The 16,368-nt window shown below is 55.2% G+C and carries 18 protein-coding genes; 13 read left to right on the top strand and 5 right to left on the bottom strand.

Translation table 11 applies throughout. The annotated features are described in order from the left end of the window. The first annotated feature begins 11 nt into the window (after positions 1 to 11). From alaS to GG681_RS02515, 3 genes are all read left to right on the top strand, one after another. The gene (gene alaS, locus GG681_RS02525; protein ID WP_153544735.1) at positions 12 to 2,663 is read left to right on the top strand and encodes an alanine--tRNA ligase; all 2,652 of its coding nucleotides are present in this window, start codon (positions 12 to 14) and stop codon (positions 2,661 to 2,663) included. Position 2,664: 1 nt separating this feature from the next. After that, complete coding sequence (locus GG681_RS02520) at positions 2,665 to 2,955, top strand: DUF1330 domain-containing protein (protein ID WP_153544733.1); 291 nt, start codon at positions 2,665 to 2,667, stop codon at positions 2,953 to 2,955. Positions 2,956 to 3,201: 246 nt separating this feature from the next. Further along, positions 3,202 to 3,573: a hypothetical protein gene (locus tag GG681_RS02515; protein ID WP_153544731.1), complete on the top strand. Its 372-nt coding sequence runs from the start codon at positions 3,202 to 3,204 to the stop codon at positions 3,571 to 3,573. A gap of 151 nt (positions 3,574 to 3,724) precedes the next feature. Here GG681_RS02515 and typA read toward each other — a convergent pair whose 3' ends face one another. The 5 genes from typA to GG681_RS02490 form a co-directional block, all read right to left on the bottom strand. After that, positions 3,725 to 5,545, bottom strand: a complete 1,821-nt coding sequence (typA, locus tag GG681_RS02510) for a translational GTPase TypA (RefSeq protein WP_153544729.1) — start codon at positions 5,543 to 5,545, stop codon at positions 3,725 to 3,727. A 109-nt stretch (positions 5,546 to 5,654) separates the two neighbouring features. Further along, positions 5,655 to 5,990: an SMR family transporter gene (locus GG681_RS02505; RefSeq protein WP_153544727.1), complete on the bottom strand. Its 336-nt coding sequence runs from the start codon at positions 5,988 to 5,990 to the stop codon at positions 5,655 to 5,657. An 82-nt stretch (positions 5,991 to 6,072) separates the two neighbouring features. Continuing rightward, entirely contained in the window at positions 6,073 to 7,245 is a 1,173-nt protein-coding gene (locus GG681_RS02500) for an HD domain-containing protein (RefSeq protein ID WP_328593235.1), read from the bottom strand. A 2-nt stretch (positions 7,246 to 7,247) separates the two neighbouring features. Next, positions 7,248 to 7,487, bottom strand: coding sequence for a hypothetical protein (locus GG681_RS02495; RefSeq protein ID WP_153544725.1), 240 nt, complete (start codon positions 7,485 to 7,487; stop codon positions 7,248 to 7,250). Then, entirely contained in the window at positions 7,487 to 8,140 is a 654-nt protein-coding gene (locus tag GG681_RS02490; protein ID WP_153544723.1) for an alpha/beta hydrolase, read from the bottom strand. Before GG681_RS02490 ends, GG681_RS02495 begins: the two co-directional genes overlap by 1 nt. Before the next feature lie 195 nt (positions 8,141 to 8,335). On the opposite strand from GG681_RS02490, the gene iscR reads away from it, so the two are divergent. From iscR to GG681_RS02440, 10 genes are all read left to right on the top strand, one after another. Beyond that, complete coding sequence (iscR, locus tag GG681_RS02485; RefSeq protein ID WP_153544721.1) at positions 8,336 to 8,797, top strand: Fe-S cluster assembly transcriptional regulator IscR; 462 nt, start codon at positions 8,336 to 8,338, stop codon at positions 8,795 to 8,797. Between the two features lie 58 nt (positions 8,798 to 8,855). Next, positions 8,856 to 9,899: a cysteine desulfurase family protein gene (locus GG681_RS02480; RefSeq protein ID WP_153544719.1), complete on the top strand. Its 1,044-nt coding sequence runs from the start codon at positions 8,856 to 8,858 to the stop codon at positions 9,897 to 9,899. Positions 9,900 to 9,918: 19 nt separating this feature from the next. Beyond that, a complete protein-coding gene (sufB, locus tag GG681_RS02475) occupies positions 9,919 to 11,439 on the top strand; it encodes a Fe-S cluster assembly protein SufB (protein WP_153544717.1) in 1,521 nt (506 codons plus the stop codon). Positions 11,440 to 11,508: 69 nt separating this feature from the next. Next, positions 11,509 to 11,982, top strand: a complete 474-nt coding sequence (locus GG681_RS02470; protein ID WP_153544715.1) for a hypothetical protein — start codon at positions 11,509 to 11,511, stop codon at positions 11,980 to 11,982. Between the two features lie 63 nt (positions 11,983 to 12,045). After that, positions 12,046 to 12,360, top strand: a complete 315-nt coding sequence (locus GG681_RS02465) for a YbjQ family protein (RefSeq protein ID WP_153544713.1) — start codon at positions 12,046 to 12,048, stop codon at positions 12,358 to 12,360. Positions 12,361 to 12,487: 127 nt separating this feature from the next. Beyond that, positions 12,488 to 13,030, top strand: a complete 543-nt coding sequence (locus GG681_RS02460) for a hypothetical protein (RefSeq protein ID WP_153544711.1) — start codon at positions 12,488 to 12,490, stop codon at positions 13,028 to 13,030. 246 nt (positions 13,031 to 13,276) lie between these two features. Next, positions 13,277 to 14,032 carry a Fe-S cluster assembly ATPase SufC gene (sufC, locus tag GG681_RS02455; protein ID WP_153544709.1) on the top strand — a complete coding sequence of 252 codons (756 nt, stop codon included), beginning with the start codon at positions 13,277 to 13,279 and terminating at the stop codon, positions 14,030 to 14,032. Continuing rightward, positions 14,032 to 15,312, top strand: a complete 1,281-nt coding sequence (sufD, locus tag GG681_RS02450) for a Fe-S cluster assembly protein SufD (RefSeq protein ID WP_153544707.1) — start codon at positions 14,032 to 14,034, stop codon at positions 15,310 to 15,312. The genes sufC and sufD overlap by 1 nt, the downstream gene beginning before the upstream one ends. Next, on the top strand, positions 15,312 to 15,800 hold the full coding sequence (locus tag GG681_RS02445; protein ID WP_153544705.1) for a YIP1 family protein: 489 nt from the start codon (positions 15,312 to 15,314) through the stop codon (positions 15,798 to 15,800). The genes sufD and GG681_RS02445 overlap by 1 nt, the downstream gene beginning before the upstream one ends. After that, a complete protein-coding gene (locus GG681_RS02440) occupies positions 15,797 to 16,366 on the top strand; it encodes a YIP1 family protein (protein WP_153544703.1) in 570 nt (189 codons plus the stop codon). The genes GG681_RS02445 and GG681_RS02440 overlap by 4 nt, the downstream gene beginning before the upstream one ends. Positions 16,367 to 16,368: the final 2 nt, after the last annotated feature.

The raw sequence follows: 16,368 nt of genomic DNA, 5'->3' as shown, positions 1-16,368 counted from the left end.
AGAGACGGAAGATGCCAAGCCTTAATGAAATCCGTTCCACATTTCTGAACTATTTCGAAAAACAGGGACATACGATCGTTGACTCCAGCCCACTGGTGCCACGCAATGACCCGACCCTGATGTTCACTAACTCTGGTATGGTGCAGTTCAAAAACTGCTTCACCGGAGTGGAAAAGCGCGACTATGTGCGTGCCACCACCGCGCAGAAATGTGTGCGCGCAGGCGGCAAACACAATGACCTCGACAATGTGGGCTATACCGCGCGCCACCACACGTTTTTCGAGATGCTTGGCAACTTCTCCTTTGGCGATTATTTCAAACATCAGGCGATCCCCTTTGCCTGGGAGCTGATCACCAAGGAATTCGATATTCCTAAGGAAAAGCTCTATACCACCGTTTATCACACAGACGATGAAGCCTTTGAAATCTGGAAGAAAGTCGGCGTTCCAGAGGACCGTATCATCCGCATCGCAACGTCAGACAATTTCTGGCAGATGGGCGATACTGGTCCCTGTGGTCCCTGCACCGAGATCTTTTACGATCACGGCGATCACATCTGGGGTGGCCCTCCCGGCTCCCCCGAAGAAGACGGCGACCGGTTCATCGAAATCTGGAACCTCGTTTTCATGCAGAACGAGCGCTTTGCCGATGGCTCCATGGTTGACCTCGACATGCAGTCGATCGACACCGGCATGGGCCTGGAGCGCATCGCGGCGCTGCTGCAGGGCACCCATGACAACTATGAAACCGATCTGTTCAAAGCATTGATCGAAGCCTCGGCCAATGCCACCAACTCGGAACCCTTTGGTGATCAAAACGTGCACCACCGGGTGATTGCAGACCATCTGCGTTCCTGCTCGTTCCTGATTGCCGAAGGTGTGCTGCCTTCTAACGAAGGACGCGGCTATGTTCTGCGCCGCATTATGCGCCGCGCCATGCGTCAGGCATCGCTGCTCGGGGCAAAAGATCCGGTAATGCACAAACTGGTGCCTGCACTGGTACAGCAAATGGGTGCGGCCTATCCTGAACTAGGCCAGGGCCAGGCGCTTATCGAAGAGACATTTGAGCAGGAAGAAACGCGCTTTCTCAAGACCTTGGATCGCGGACTTAAACTGCTGGACGAAGCCTCCACAGACCTTAGCACAGGCGACACGCTTCCGGGTGAAACCGCGTTTAAGCTCTATGACACCTATGGCTTCCCGCTTGACCTGACCCAAGACGCGCTGCGCGCCAAAGAGATCGAGGTCGACATCGACGGTTTTGACGCCGCAATGAAAGCGCAAAAAGAGAAATCGCGCGCTGGCGGCATTGGCCTTGGCGAGGCGGCTGACGTCAAAGTCTATTTCGACATTCTGGATGCCAAGGGTTCAACCGAGTTCCTCGGCTATGAGACCGAAAAGGCAGAAGGCCAGATCGTGGCCATCGTCAAAGACGGCAAGCAGATCGAAAAAGCCAGCATCGGCGACAATGTTCAGATCATCCTGAACCAGACGCCGTTTTACGGCGAAAGCGGCGGCCAAGTGGGTGACACCGGTGTGCTGACCGTTGAAGGCGGCGCGGCCAAGATCAGCGACACCAAAAAGGTCGAAGGCCTGTTCCTGCATATCGCGGAAATCACCGAAGGTGAGATCGCGGTTGATGCGGGTGCTGAACTGGCGGTGGACAATGCGCGCCGCAGCCAGATCCGCGCAAACCACTCTGCAACCCACCTGTTGCATGAGGCGCTGCGCAATGCGCTGGGTGATCACGTGGCGCAGAAAGGCTCGCTCAACGCGGCGGATCGTCTGCGGTTTGACTTCAGCCACAACAAAGGTCTGAGCGAAGCGGAGCTTGTGAAGGTCGGTGCAGAAGTGAATGATTTCATTCGCCAAAACAGTGCTGTTACCACCCGCATTATGACCCCGGATGATGCCCGCGCAATTGGTGCGCAGGCGCTTTTTGGTGAGAAATACGGCGAAGAGGTGCGCGTGGTGTCTATGGGCCGCGCTCCAACTGGCAAGGGCGCGGATGGCGAAACATATTCGCTGGAACTGTGCGGTGGCACCCATGTCAAACAGACCGGCGACATCGGCACCTTTGTTATTCTCGGCGATAGCGCATCCTCTGCGGGTGTGCGCCGGATTGAGGCGCTGACTGGCGCGGCCGCGCTGGAACATCTGGGCACTGAGGCAGGCCGGATGGCCGATGTTGCCGCAGCGCTTAAGGCGCAGCCCGCGGATGTTCTTGACCGTCTGAAAGCATTGATGGATGAACGCAAGGCGCTGCAAAACGAAATCTCCAACCTGAAACAACAGGTTGCCATGGGCGGCGGCTCTGGTGGCGGGGTTGAAGCCAAAGAAATCGGCGGCAAGAAATTCCTGGCACAAGCCCTGCAAGGCGTGTCCGGCAAAGATCTGCGCGGCCTGATTGACGCACATAAACAAAACCTTGGCTCTGGCGTGATCCTTTTGATCGCCGAAGACGAAGGGAAGGTTGCGGTTGCGGCAGGCGTCACCGATGATCTGACCGGCGACATTTCTGCCGTGGATGTGCTAAAAGCGGCTGTGCCCGCTGTCGGCGGCAAAGGCGGCGGTGGACGTCCGGATATGGCGCAGGGCGGCGGCAAGGATTTCGCGGGCGCACAGGACGCAATCAAAGCCGCAGAACAGCTGTTGGAGGGATAAAATGCCAGCTCTTTGGATCGCACATGTCACGGTAACCGATGCGGAAGCTTATGCAAAATACGCCGAGCTCGCAGGCCCGGCGATTGCCAAGCATCAGGGGAAGTTTCTTGCCCGCGCGACGCGCTATGTTCAGCTGGAAGGCAAAGACCGGCCCCGCAATGTAGTGGCCCGATTTGAAAGCCTCGAAGCCGCTGAGGCTTGCTATCACAGCGATGAGTATCAGGCTGCGCTGGCCTTTGCCAAAGATGCCTCGGAACGGGAACTGATGGTGATTGAAATCAACGAGGATTAAGCGCGAAATCACCGTGCTTAATTTTGTGTAAATGAGACCCATTCGGCATTTTGCCGGGTGGGTTTTTCTATGTAATCTCTACGCGGGTTCAGCGTACAAATTCCAACTGCAATATATTCAAGTTTTCAAAACTCAACACTTTGCGAGCGGTGATTTCAGCTTTGCGGTAACAACCTACAAACAGATGCTTTGTAGGTTACAGGTGCAACATGACGTTGCTTACTCTAAACAAAACGGAATGACATCATGATTGGTCACCTAGGCGCCGCAGCATCACACGCACATACCCCACAACAGACACAGGCCCCCAAGCCTGTCGATACATCAGCGGCGGCGGTTTCCGCCCAACCCGCATCGCAAACGCCCAGCAGTGCAGAAGCTTCAAAAGTTGTTCAACCCGTACCAGATAGCGACAATGGCCGTGGTGCAGATCTGCAGCCGCAGCTGAACCAGACACCGCAGGGAAACGGGACATCAGGCGTTAATGCAGATGCGGTGAAAATTCTTGAAGACGTTCAGCAGAATACCTCCTCAGCTGATTTTCGCGCTGAGCTAAACACCCAACTAGAAGCTGCGGGTCATGATCCCGCGGAGTCTATTGTCGATATCCGCGTTTAATTTTGCACAGCGGGGCAGGCCGGAATGGGCGCTCCGCTTGAATTTGACAAAACAACAGTTGCGCAATCCCCAAGTTCCCACCAAACTCCCACCGCGCAAGAAAAAAGGCCGCTGTAACAGCGGCCTTTCCCTATTCAGAACGACACCAGTTTTACTGGTTGGCTTTTGCCATACGCTTACGCTCATGCGGGTCTAGGTAGCGCTTGCGCAGACGCACATTGTTTGGTGTCACTTCCACCAGCTCATCATCATCGATGTAGGCAATCGCTTCTTCCAGCGACAGTGTCATCGGCGTGGTCAGACGCACCGCATCATCGGAACCGGACGCACGCACGTTGGTGAGTTTCTTCCCTTTCAGCGGGTTTACCTCCAGATCGTTGTCGCGGGAGTGTTCACCAATGATCATGCCCTGATACACGTCGGCCTGCGCACCGATCATCATCTTGCCGCGCTCTTCCAGGTTCCACAGCGCATAGGCCACCGATGTGCCGTTTTCCATTGAGATCAGAACACCAGCGCGACGGCCTGGGATGGCGCCTTTATGCGCAGTCCAGCCGTGGAATACCCGGTTCAAAACACCGGTGCCGCGGGTATCGGTCAGGAATTCGCCGTGATAGCCAATCAGACCGCGCGAAGGGACATGCGCGATGATGCGAGTTTTACCAGCACCAGCGGGTTTCATCTCAACCAGTTCACCTTTGCGGTGGCCAGTGAGTTTTTCGATGACCACGCCAGAGTATTCATCATCCACGTCGATGGTGGCTTCTTCAACCGGCTCCATCCGTACGCCGTCTTCTTCTTTGAACAGAACCTGCGGGCGAGAAATCGACAGCTCGAACCCTTCGCGGCGCATGTTTTCGATCAAAACACCCATCTGAAGTTCGCCACGACCGGCAACTTCAAAGGCTTCACCACCGGGGGTGTCGCTGATCTGGATTGCCACGTTGGATTCCGCTTCCTTCATCAGGCGGTCACGGATAACGCGCGACTGAACCTTTTTACCATCGCGGCCCGCCAGGGGGCTGTCGTTGATGCCAAAGGTCACGGTGATGGTGGGCGGGTCAATCGGCTGCGCAGGCAGGGGCTCATTGACAGAAGTGTCCACCAGCGAGTCTGCGACAGTGGCTTCGGCCATACCTGCAACGGATACAATATCACCTGCTTCGGCCACATCAATCGGCTGCTGCGCCAGACCACGGAACGCCAGAACCTTGGTGCAGCGGAAGTTTTCGATCAGTTCACCTTCGCGGCTCAGCGCTTTGAGGCTGTCACCGGCTTTCAATGTGCCGCTTTCAACGCGACCGGTCAGGATTCGACCGATGAATGGGTCAGAACCCAAGGTGGTTGCGAGCATGCGGAAGGGTTCACCCTTCTTTTCGATCTGCTTGGGGGCAGGGACGTGATCCACGATCAGATCAAACAGCGCCGAGAGATCTTTGCGCGGGCCATCAAGGGTCATATCAGCCCAGCCGGAACGACCAGACGCATACATGGACGGGAAGTCCAACTGCTCATCATTGGCGCCGAGGTTGGCAAAAAGGTCGAAACATTCATCCAGCGCGCGGTCAGGCTCACCGTCGGGTTTGTCGACTTTGTTCACAACAACAATAGGGCGCAGGCCAAGCGCCAGTGCCTTGGAGGTCACAAATTTGGTCTGTGGCATCGGGCCTTCGGCTGCGTCCACCAGCAGAACCACACCATCCACCATCGACAGGATGCGTTCAACTTCGCCGCCGAAATCGGCGTGGCCGGGGGTGTCAACGATGTTGATACGGGTATCGTTCCATTCAACCGAAGTCGCCTTGGCGAGAATGGTAATGCCGCGTTCCCGCTCCAGATCGTTGCTGTCCATGGCCCGTTCAGCCACGGCCTGGTTCTCGCGGAACGCGCCGGATTGTTTCAATAGCTCATCAACCAGGGTGGTTTTCCCGTGGTCAACGTGGGCGATGATCGCAATATTGCGCAGGTCCATGATATCTGCCTTCTAAGGGAGGTTGCGCCGCCCATAGCGTGATCAAAGGGTAAAGGCCAGCAAAAAGAGGTGGAATACTGGTATCATTGCCGCTGAACCCGGTCTGCGCCTAGTGACCAGCCGTGCCCGAGAACAAATGGATCACCAAAATACCCCCAAGGATCAGCCCCATACCGAGCACCGCAGGCAGATCGAGCGATTGACCAAAGGCAAAATACCCAATCACCGCAATCAGCACGATGCCAAGCCCGGACCAGATTGCATAGACAATACCCACGGGCATCAGGGCCAAGGTCTGCCCCATCAGGAAGAAGGAAACACCATAGCCAATCACCACAATGATCGACGGGATCAGCCGGGTGAACTGATGGCTGGCCTGCAATGCGCTGGTGGCAATGGTTTCAGCAACCACCGCAAAAAGCAGGATAACGTAGGCTTTGGGCATTGTGCGCGTCCCTGTTGAACTGTCTTGCACAGATGTTCAAAAATCAGGCAGGCGCGCAATGCTAAATCGTACGTTCTAAGCGCTAGCCATTTTTGGTCTGGCCCGCAAACCATGCGGCCACCTGTGGCTGCACAAAATCCCACAGCTCGGGCGCGCCACGTTTGACCTTTTGGCCGACACGGCTGTCGATTTGATCAAGGGTGACGTTGTATTCTGGCCAGCTGCCGCCACCGTTGAGCAGGTTCAAGATCACCGGCTGCACGCGGTCGATGGATTTGGCAAACCGCGCCTCATTGGTTTCAGCAGCCTCAAAGCGCTGCCAGATCTGTTTTAAGGCAGTGCCCTGCGCGGTGGGCAGCAGGCCAAAGATACGGTCTGCGGCGGCGGTTTCCGCATCCGCCAATGCAGCAAGCGCCTCGGCGCTGACCACGCCATGAATAGGCGCGTCACCTGCATCAATTTCTACCAGATCATGCAGCAACAACATGGTGAGCACTTCAAGCACATCCACCTGCGCATTTGCATGCGGCTCAAGGATCAGCGCAAACAGCAGGATGTGCCAGCTGTGCTCAGCCGAGTTCTCGCGACGGCTGCCATCTCCAAGGCGGGACGCGCGCAGCACAGATTTGAGCTGATCCGCCTCTTTCAGAAACGCAATCTGAGCGGCAAGCGTCGCGTCTTTCGCCTGAGCGTCAGGCTGGTCGAGCAGCACGGTGAGATAGTCATACACCTCAGCAAAACGTTCTTTCACCGATAGGGCTCGGCCGAAATAGATGTTTTCACGGCAGATATCGCGATGATAGTCGGGCGCATGGCCCAAAAGGGTCTGAAACAGCGGCTGCAACCGATCAAGCGTTTTGGCAAATTGCGCATCTTTGCTCGTGTCGGCTTCAAATTCCCGCCACAGCGCAATCAGCGTATCCCGTTGCTCAACCGGTAAAAGTCCAAAGATACGGTCTGCAGCGGCCCCTTCGGCGGCTGCAACATCCTGCCAATCCGTTGAAAGATGGATCGGATGATCACCCACGTCGATTTCAACAATATCATGGATCATCAGCATCTGAATGACCCGCAGGATCTCAACGCCCGCTGGCGCGTGCTCTTGCAAGATCAGCGCATAAAGCGCCAGATGCCAGCTGTGCTCGGCGGAGTTTTCAACCCGCGAGCCATCAATCAACACATTGTGCCTGTTCACCCCCCGCAGCTTGTCTATTTCTTTCAAGAACTCAAATCGCTGCGATATATCGGTGCGCACGCCTAATCCTTGTCGTTGAGCGCAGCCTGGGCTGCCGTAATTTTCTGATTGAGAAAGCTTCGGGCTTTTTGTTCCGCGAGACGCACCCGCACCTCGGTCAAAAAGGCCTCTTCCATCGATTGTGAGGCGGCCGCAAGAACCTGGGCCACCTCTACATAAAGACGCTCGTCGCCCAAGGCGTCTTGCACCTTGAGCGTATCTTGCGCCAGTTTCTGCGCCAGAGTGTCCAGCGTCGTGGACATTAGCGGGTGTTTTCCGTCAGGCGGCGTTTCACATAGTCGCTCACATTGCCGACCATTGTGTCCATATGCTCTTCCTGGAAGAAGTGATCCGCACCTTCCACCTCAGTGTGGGTGATGGTGATGCCTTTTTGCTCGTGGAGCTTGTTCACCAGGTTCACCGTATCAGCGGGCGGTGCCACGCGGTCGGCGGTGCCGTTGATGATCAAACCAGACGAGGGGCAGGGCGCTAGGAAGGAGAAATCATACATATTGGCAGGCGGCGCAACCGAGATGAAACCGGTGATTTCAGGGCGACGCATCAACAGCTGCATGCCGATCCAGGCCCCAAAGGAGAAACCCGCAACCCAGCAATGCTTGGAATTGTTGTTCATCGACTGCAGGTAATCCAGCGCTGAAGCCGCATCAGAGAGTTCACCAACACCCTGATCGTATTCACCTTGGCTGCGTCCAACACCGCGGAAGTTAAACCGCAGCACGGTAAAGCCCATGTTGTAGAACGCGTAATGCAGGTTGTAGACAACCTTGTTGTTCATGGTCCCGCCAAACTGCGGGTGTGGGTGCAAGACGATGGCAATCGGTGCGTCACGTTCTTTTTGCGGGTGATAGCGGCCTTCCAGGCGGCCTTCGGGTCCGGGAAAAATGACCTCAGGCATGGGCGGTTTCGATCCTACTCTCGTTTTGCGCTCACTGTTCCAATAGACATTCTTGACGAAATCCATCAGGCAGTTTAGAACGGTTCTAAATGGCGAATGTTGGGCTTGCCCAAACATCGTCCCGATGAGATACGCATAGTCGTCCGAAACGTCAATGTTTTCGCGATTTCTCGTGCTAATGAGGGGTAAAAAACGATGAAGCTTTCGACCAAAGGCCGCTATGCGATGGTTGCGCTCACCGATATTGCATTGCAGCCCAAAGACAATCTGGTCGCATTGGGTGATATTTCCAAACGCCAGGACATTTCTTTGCCGTATCTTGAGCAGCTGTTTGTGAAGCTGCGCCGCGCCAATTTGGTGACGTCGGTGCGTGGCCCCGGTGGCGGGTACCGTCTTGCGCGCCCACCAGCCGAGATCCGGGTGATTGACATTCTTTCTGCCGTCGAAGAAACGCTGGACGCGATGCACAAAGGCGCGGGCGCGTCTGGTGGTCTGTCGGGCAGCCGCGCGCAATCGCTGACCAACCGTCTGTGGGAAGGCCTAAGCGCACATGTATATGTGTTTTTGCACCAAACCCGCCTTTCAGACATTATCGAAAATGATCTCGCCCCATGTCCGGCCGTTCCCAACCTGTTTGCGGTTGTGGATGAAAAATGAGCTGCTTGAACTTTTTGCTCTAGCCGTTTGTAAATAAGTGTTTTCGAAAGCATCGACCATGCGCCGCACCTACCTTGATCACAATGCAACAACATCCCTGCGCCCAGAAGCGCGCGCGGCGATGATTGAAGCAATGGATGCCTGCGGCAACCCTTCCTCTGTTCATGCCGAAGGACGTGCAGCCAAATCCATCATCGAAAAAGCGCGCGGTCAAATCGCTGCGGCTTTTGGTGCGGATGGGGCCGATATCGTCTTTACTTCAGGTTCAACCGAGGGCGCATCGCTGGCATTGGCCGGGCGCAACCTCCACGGAAGCCCACTGGAACATGATGCGGTAAGATCTTGGATTCGCGAAGATCTACCTGTTTCTGAAACCGGGGCTGTGACCATTGAAGCGCCCGAACAATCAACGCTGCAGTTTGCCAATTCCGAAACCGGGATCTTGCAAGACATCCCCCAAGGTCTTGCCGTCACCGATGCGACCCAGGCTTTTGGCAAGCTCCCGATTGCGTTCAATTGGCTGGGCGCAACCATGGCGCTGATTTCAGCGCATAAATTTGGCGGCCCCAAAGGGATCGGCGCGGTCATTTTGAAACGCGGCACCGATCTTAAGGCGCAAATTACCGGCGGCGGCCAAGAGATGGGGCGGCGCTCTGGTACGGAAAATGTGATTGGAATCGCGGGCTTCGGGGCCGCAGCTGAAGCGGCTGCGCGCGATCTCAACAACGGCGTTTGGGAGGAAATCTCCCAATTTAGAAATATTCTAGAAAACACCCTTGTGGATAGCGCAAGACAGTCTATTTTTATCGGAAAAGATATACGCCGTTTACCTAATACTTTGTGCATCGCAACACCGGGGTGGAAAGGTGAAACCCAGGTAATGCAGATGGATCTTGCGGGTTTTGCCATCAGCGCGGGCAGCGCCTGTTCCAGTGGCAAAGTTCGGGCAAGCACGGTTTTGACGGCGATGGGTTATTCGCCCGAAGTTGCTCAATGCGCCATTCGCGTGTCGTTGGGCCCAGATACAACAGAAGAGCAAGTGATGCGTTTTGCGCAGGTCTGGCTCGACAAACAGAAGAAACACCACGCCCGATCGGCGTGACTGCAGGAGACTAGGAAGCATGGCCGCATTGGACCCAATTGAAGCCAAAGAAGGCGTCGATCAGGAAACCGTCGACGCGGTCCGGGAGATCAGCACATATAAATATGGCTGGGAAACCGAGATCGAGATGGAATATGCGCCCAAAGGCGTCAACCCTGACATCGTTCGCCTGATTTCGGAAAAGAACCAAGAGCCCGAATGGATGACCGAATGGCGTCTGCAGGCTTTTGAGCGTTGGGAAAAGATGGAAGAGCCCGATTGGGCCATGGTCAACTATCCGGAAATCGATTTCCAGGAACAGTATTACTATGCGCGTCCCAAATCGATGGAAGAAAAGCCGAAATCGCTGGATGAGGTGGACCCCAAGCTGCTTGCCACTTACGAAAAGCTCGGCATCCCGTTGAAAGAGCAGATGATTTTGGCAGGCGTCGAAGGCGCTGAGGATATGCCCGCCGAAGGCCGCAAAGTTGCGGTAGACGCGGTGTTTGACTCGGTTTCTGTTGGCACAACCTTCCAGGATGAGCTGAAAAAAGTAGGGGTTATCTTCTGCTCGATCTCTGAAGCGATCCGTGAACATCCTGAACTGGTGAAAAAATACCTCGGCACCGTGGTTCCGGTGACCGACAATTTCTACGCAACGCTGAACTCGGCCGTGTTCTCGGATGGTTCGTTCGTTTACATCCCGCCCGGGGTACGCTGCCCGATGGAATTGTCGACCTATTTCCGCATCAATGCGGAAAACACCGGCCAGTTTGAACGCACGCTGATCATCGCCGACAAAGGCAGCTATGTGTCTTATCTGGAAGGCTGCACCGCACCCCAGCGCGACACCGCACAGCTGCACGCGGCGATTGTCGAAATCATCATCGAAGAAGATGCGGAAGTAAAATACTCCACCGTGCAGAACTGGTTCCCTGGCGACGAAAACGGTAAGGGTGGCATCTACAACTTTGTGACCAAACGCGCAGATTGCCGTGGTGACCGCTCTAAGATCATGTGGACGCAGGTTGAAACCGGCTCTGCTGTGACCTGGAAATACCCGTCCTGCATCCTGCGTGGTGATGACAGCCAGGGTGAGTTCTACTCCATTGCGATCACCAACAACTATCAGCAGGCCGACACCGGCACCAAGATGGTTCACCTGGGCAAAAACACCAAGTCGCGGATCGTTTCCAAAGGTATTTCCGCTGGCAAGGCACAAAACACCTACCGTGGTCTGGTGTCGATGCACCAAAAGGCCAAGGAAAGCCGCAATTACACCCAATGCGACAGTCTGTTGATTGGTGATAAATGTGGTGCCCATACGGTTCCGTATATCGAGGTGAAGAACAACTCTTCCCGCGTGGAGCATGAGGCAACAACCTCCAAGGTGGATGACGATCAGCTGTTTTATTGCCGTCAACGCGGCATGGACGAAGAAGAGGCGGTTGCACTGGTTGTGAATGGCTTCTGTAAAGAAGTCCTGCAGGCGCTGCCGATGGAATTTGCCATGGAAGCACAAGCGCTTGTCGCCATTTCACTGGAAGGATCCGTCGGCTAACCCATGCCAAATGAGGATTTCCAGAACCGGCTGAGCCGTATCTCCACCCGTCACGAGGCGGATCAGGAGATGCGGCAGGCCAAGCGGCCGAAATCAGGCGCTTTGAGCAAAGGCTCACGTGGGCTTTATGCACTTAGTCTGATTGGAGCACTGCTGTCTGGGATCCTTACCGTGGCCTTGGTGCGATACGTGCGGTTTCATCTTACCGGCGAAGGTGAGATAGGCGGGCCGGTTGCATTCCTGATGGACGCGGGAATTGCCATCGTGGCCTGTTTGGCGATCAAGGAAATCTTCAAGCTCCACGATGCTGAATTCAAGGCGGCACAGGGGGTTGGTGTATTCCTGATGGTGATGATGATGCACAATCTGGCTTTCTGGGCACCCCGGATGATGTCGGCGGCGTTTTCACCAGCATGGGTATTCCAGCAGCAACAGGACACCGTTCCGAACTCAATTTGGATCATGGTCCAATATGTTGAAATCGGGCCTAAAAAACCCGTGACACCTGAGCAAACTGTACCTCAGGTCGTCTACCGCAACTGAAACCAACTCTGTCATGCAGCGCCAGCACAGGCCAAACATGTCAAGCAACGAGAGATTTGCACGATGATTGTCACGACTACAAACTCCGTCGAAGGCTATCAAATTTCTGAATACAAAGGCATCGTGGTCGGTGAAGCGATCATGGGGGCCAATGTGGTGCGCGATGTCTTTGCCTCCATCACCGACATCGTCGGCGGCCGCTCCGGCGCATATGAAAGCAAGCTACAGGACGCACGCGAAACCGCACTGGCGGAACTGGAAGAGCGTGCGCGCACCAAAGGGGCCAATGCGGTGGTTGGTGTTGATCTCGACTATGAAGTGGTTGGGCAATCCATGCTGATGGTATCAGCAAGCGGCACCGCCGTGGTTCTGGGATAAACAATGATGCTGGGTTCGGTTGATTTTATGCAGCACTATGCACAAGGCGGGGAAACACGCCTTGTGATTACTGATGGAATCAATCACACGTTAAAATTGTTCGAGTATTTTTATATGGGCAATTTTAATGACCTCCGAATCCAACGACGCCTTTCAGCGGCGTCTCAACCGCATTGCAAAAGAAAATCCGCTTCAAACCTACCAGGCCAATCCCGAACCTATCGTCAAGAAACGCAGCCTGTTCCTGCGTGTGCTCGACGTTACGTTTGGCCTGATCAGCGGCCTGTTGTTCCTGTTCTGTATCAAAGCCCTGCGCGTCCAAGCCCTCGGGCTGACGCTAGAGGGAAGCGAACTGCTGTTCTTTCTCGACATCGCCGCTGCGGTGTTGTGCAGCTGGGTCTGGAACAAACTCAACGATGTGCACAATCTGTCCAACGTGATCTCTCAGCAGTTCGGCATATTGATACTTGCCCTTGGGATACACAATCTTGCGTTCTGGGCACCGCATCAGATGTCGGTCGCATTGTCGGGCGATTGGGTGCGCCATCAGCAGCTGAATGCAGAGCAAAAATCAATCTTTGTCGGGGTGCGATATATCCGCTGGAGCACGGAGCATTCAGATTATGATCCTGCCAGCTTTGTCACCCCAAAGGTTGTTTACCGAAACTGAGTTTCCTCAACGGACCGGGCAGGGGCAGCGTAAACTGCCGCTCCCACAGCTGTCCTGCGCAGCGCGCGGGACAGATGAAGCTGCGCTTGCGATGTGCAGCCCCCAATCTGATCTTCACTCAGACACCGAAACCTTCCGCCCGCTCAGAGCTGCCGGAATTCTTTTTGCACGTCAAATCGTGCGTTTAGCCATGCCGCTGCTGTCGCAAACGACACAGCCCAAACAGTCAAAATACGAGGTTTAAAAATGCTCGAAATCAAAAACCTGCACGTCAAACTTGAAGAAGAGGACAAGCAGATCCTCAAAGGTGTGAACCTGACCGTAGAAGCGGGCAAGGTCCACGCGATCATGGGCCCGAACGGCTCAGGCAAATCCACGCTGTCTTATGTGCTTTCTGGCCGTGACGGCTATGAAGTCACCGAAGGTGAAGCAACCCTTGGCGGCGAAGAACTGCTGGAGCTGGAAGCCGAAGAGCGCGCCGCACTGGGCCTGTTCCTTGCGTTCCAATACCCGGTTGAAATCCCCGGCGTTGGCAACATGACCTTCCTGCGCACCGCTGTAAACGCTCAGCGCAAAGCGCGCGGTGAAGAAGAGCTCTCTGCTGGTGACTTCCTGAAAGTTGTGCGCGAAAAAGCCAAAACGCTGAAAATCGACGCCGACATGCTGAAGCGTCCGGTCAATGTTGGCTTTTCCGGCGGTGAGAAAAAGCGTAACGAAATCCTGCAGATGGCCATGCTTGAGCCAAAGATGTGCATCCTGGACGAGACCGACTCCGGTCTTGACGTTGACGCGATGAAACTAGTGTCCGAAGGTGTCAACGCACTGCGCGACGAAGGCCGTGGCTTCCTGGTGATCACCCACTATCAGCGTCTGCTTGACCACATCAAACCAGACGTTGTGCACATCATGGCGGATGGCCGTATCATCAAAACCGGCGGCCCCGAGCTGGCGCTTGAAGTTGAAAACAACGGCTATGCCGACATCCTCGCGGAGAACGCATAATGGCCCTGCCAAAGTTGAAGCAATCAGCAACGGAAGCGCGTCTTGACGCGCTGACCATGCCAGAGGGTGGGCTGCTGCAATCCGCCCGTGCCGCAGCCGTTGCGCGGGTTCAGACTATGGGCCTGCCGCATCGCCGTGACGAATACTGGAAATACACGACGCCAACATCGCTGGTGGAGGCCGAAGCGCCCAAGGCAGAGGTGTTTGTCTCTGGCGAAGCGCCGCTGTTTGACCATTTCGACAGTGTTAAAATTGTCTTTGTCGATGGCGTATTTGATGCGGAAGCCTCTGATGATCTTGCGCTGGACGGTGTCACCATCGAGCGTCTGGTAGATGTTGCGCAAAAAGACATCCACTGGTCAAAAGATCTTTATGGTGTGCTCGAAGCGCGGGGCCAGACCCCGGTTGAACGCCCGCTTGCAGCGCTGAACACGGCCTATGCCGCCGATGGCGTGGTGATCCACGTCACTGGCAAGCCGTCGAAGCCGATCAACCTGGTCTATCGCCATGAAAGCGAAACCTCGGACGCCTATCTGCACCATGTGATCCGTGTAGACAGCGATGCCGAGGCGACCATTCTGGAAAACGGGCCTGCAGCCTCACGTTTCAACAACGTGACCGAGGTGGAGATTGCCGACAAAGGCACGCTGCATCACGTTCGGGCGCAGGGGCGCGATCATGAACGCCGCGCCTCGACCCATATGTTTGCGCGTCTTGGCACCGAGTCTGTTTATAAGACCTTTACCCTGACAGTGAACGGCGTGCTCACCCGCAATGAACATGTGGTTGAACTGACCGGCGATGACGCTGCGGCCCATGTGGCGGGCGCCTGTGTTGGTGATGGTGATTTCCTCCACGACGACACGGTGTTTATCACCCATGATGCGGTCAACTGTGAAAGCCGTCAGGTTTTCAAAAAGGTTCTGCGCAACGGTGCAACCGGCGTATTCCAAGGTAAGATCCTAGTTAAGGAAGGCGCGCAAAAGACTGATGGATATCAGATTTCTCAGTCTCTGCTGCTGGATGACGACAGTCAGTTTCTTGCCAAGCCTGAGCTAGAAATCTACGCCGATGACGTGGCCTGTTCGCATGGGTCCACCTCTGGTGCGATCGACGAAGAGGGGCTGTTTTACCTGCGCTCGCGCGGTGTGCCAGCGGCTGAAGCAACCGATCTTTTGACGCTCGCCTTCCTTGCAGAAGCAATTGAAGAGATCGAGAACGAAGAGATTGGCGAAACGCTGGTTGACCGCCTGCAAAGCTGGTTGTCGCGTCGTCGCTGATGGCTATTACGACCGAAATCCTTGCCACCTACAGGCAGCCGCGCAAAGTCATCGCGCGGCTGCTTGCAGCGGGTCCGCGTGAAGATCGCCTGGTGGCACTGGCCATGGGCAGTTGCGCCATTATGTTTATCGCGCAGATGCCCAAGCTTGCGCGCATTGCCCATATCAACGATCAGGAACTTTCTTCGCTCATGGGCGGATCCCTGATGGCGTTGATGTTCATTTTGCCGTTGCTGCTGTACAGCCTCGCCTTTGTGTTCCACCTTTTGGCGCGCGCGTTTGGTGGCCAAGGTCACGGTTACCGTGCCCGCATTGCGCTGTTCTGGGCGATGATGGCCAGCACTCCGTTGATGCTGCTGCATGGGCTAGTAGCAGGGTTTATTGGCGCAGGGACCGCACTAAATCTAGTCGGAGCATTGTGGTTGGCTGCGGTTTTGTGGTTTCTGATGACAGGTCTAAAGGTCTGCTATTGGAGCAATAAATCATGAAACCCTGGGGCGATTTGATTTGGAAAACCGTTCTCAATCCCGCTGAGGCAGCAGCTGAAATTTCTGCCATTCAGCCAAACCGCGAAGTCCTGTGGACGGGCTTTGCCTTGGTTCAGGTGTTGGGAACCGCGCTGTTTGCGCTGCAATCTTTGCTGTTCCCGCAACAGATGCAGTTTCTTACGGTGAATGTGACACCGGTCAACCACCTTGTCGCCAACACGCTTATCATATTGGTTTTTGCTTGCGCAGCAACGATTTGCGGCCGTTTCCTCAACGGCATCGGAACCTTCTCAACAGTGCTCGCTTGCCTGACATGGGTGAACTTTGTTCAGGTCTTCGCTTTGGCGGCATTGATCGTGGTCTCTCTGGTGTCTCCAGCTCTTTCGGGCACGCTTGGCATTGGCGTGTCGCTTTATGCGCTGTTTGTATCGCTGCATTTTATCAACGCAGCACATAAGCTGGGATCATTGTGGCGCGCATTGGGAGTGATGGTGCTGAGTGCGCTTGCGATCATCGTTGCCATTTCGATTTTTGGGCAGTCGTTTATGCCGAATACTCTGGGGTAAAT

This window comes from Tritonibacter aquimaris (assembly GCF_009617595.1).
GTDB classification, from domain to species: Bacteria; Pseudomonadota; Alphaproteobacteria; order Rhodobacterales; family Rhodobacteraceae; genus Epibacterium; species Epibacterium aquimaris.
This window is presented reverse-complemented; position numbering and strand designations above follow the sequence as displayed.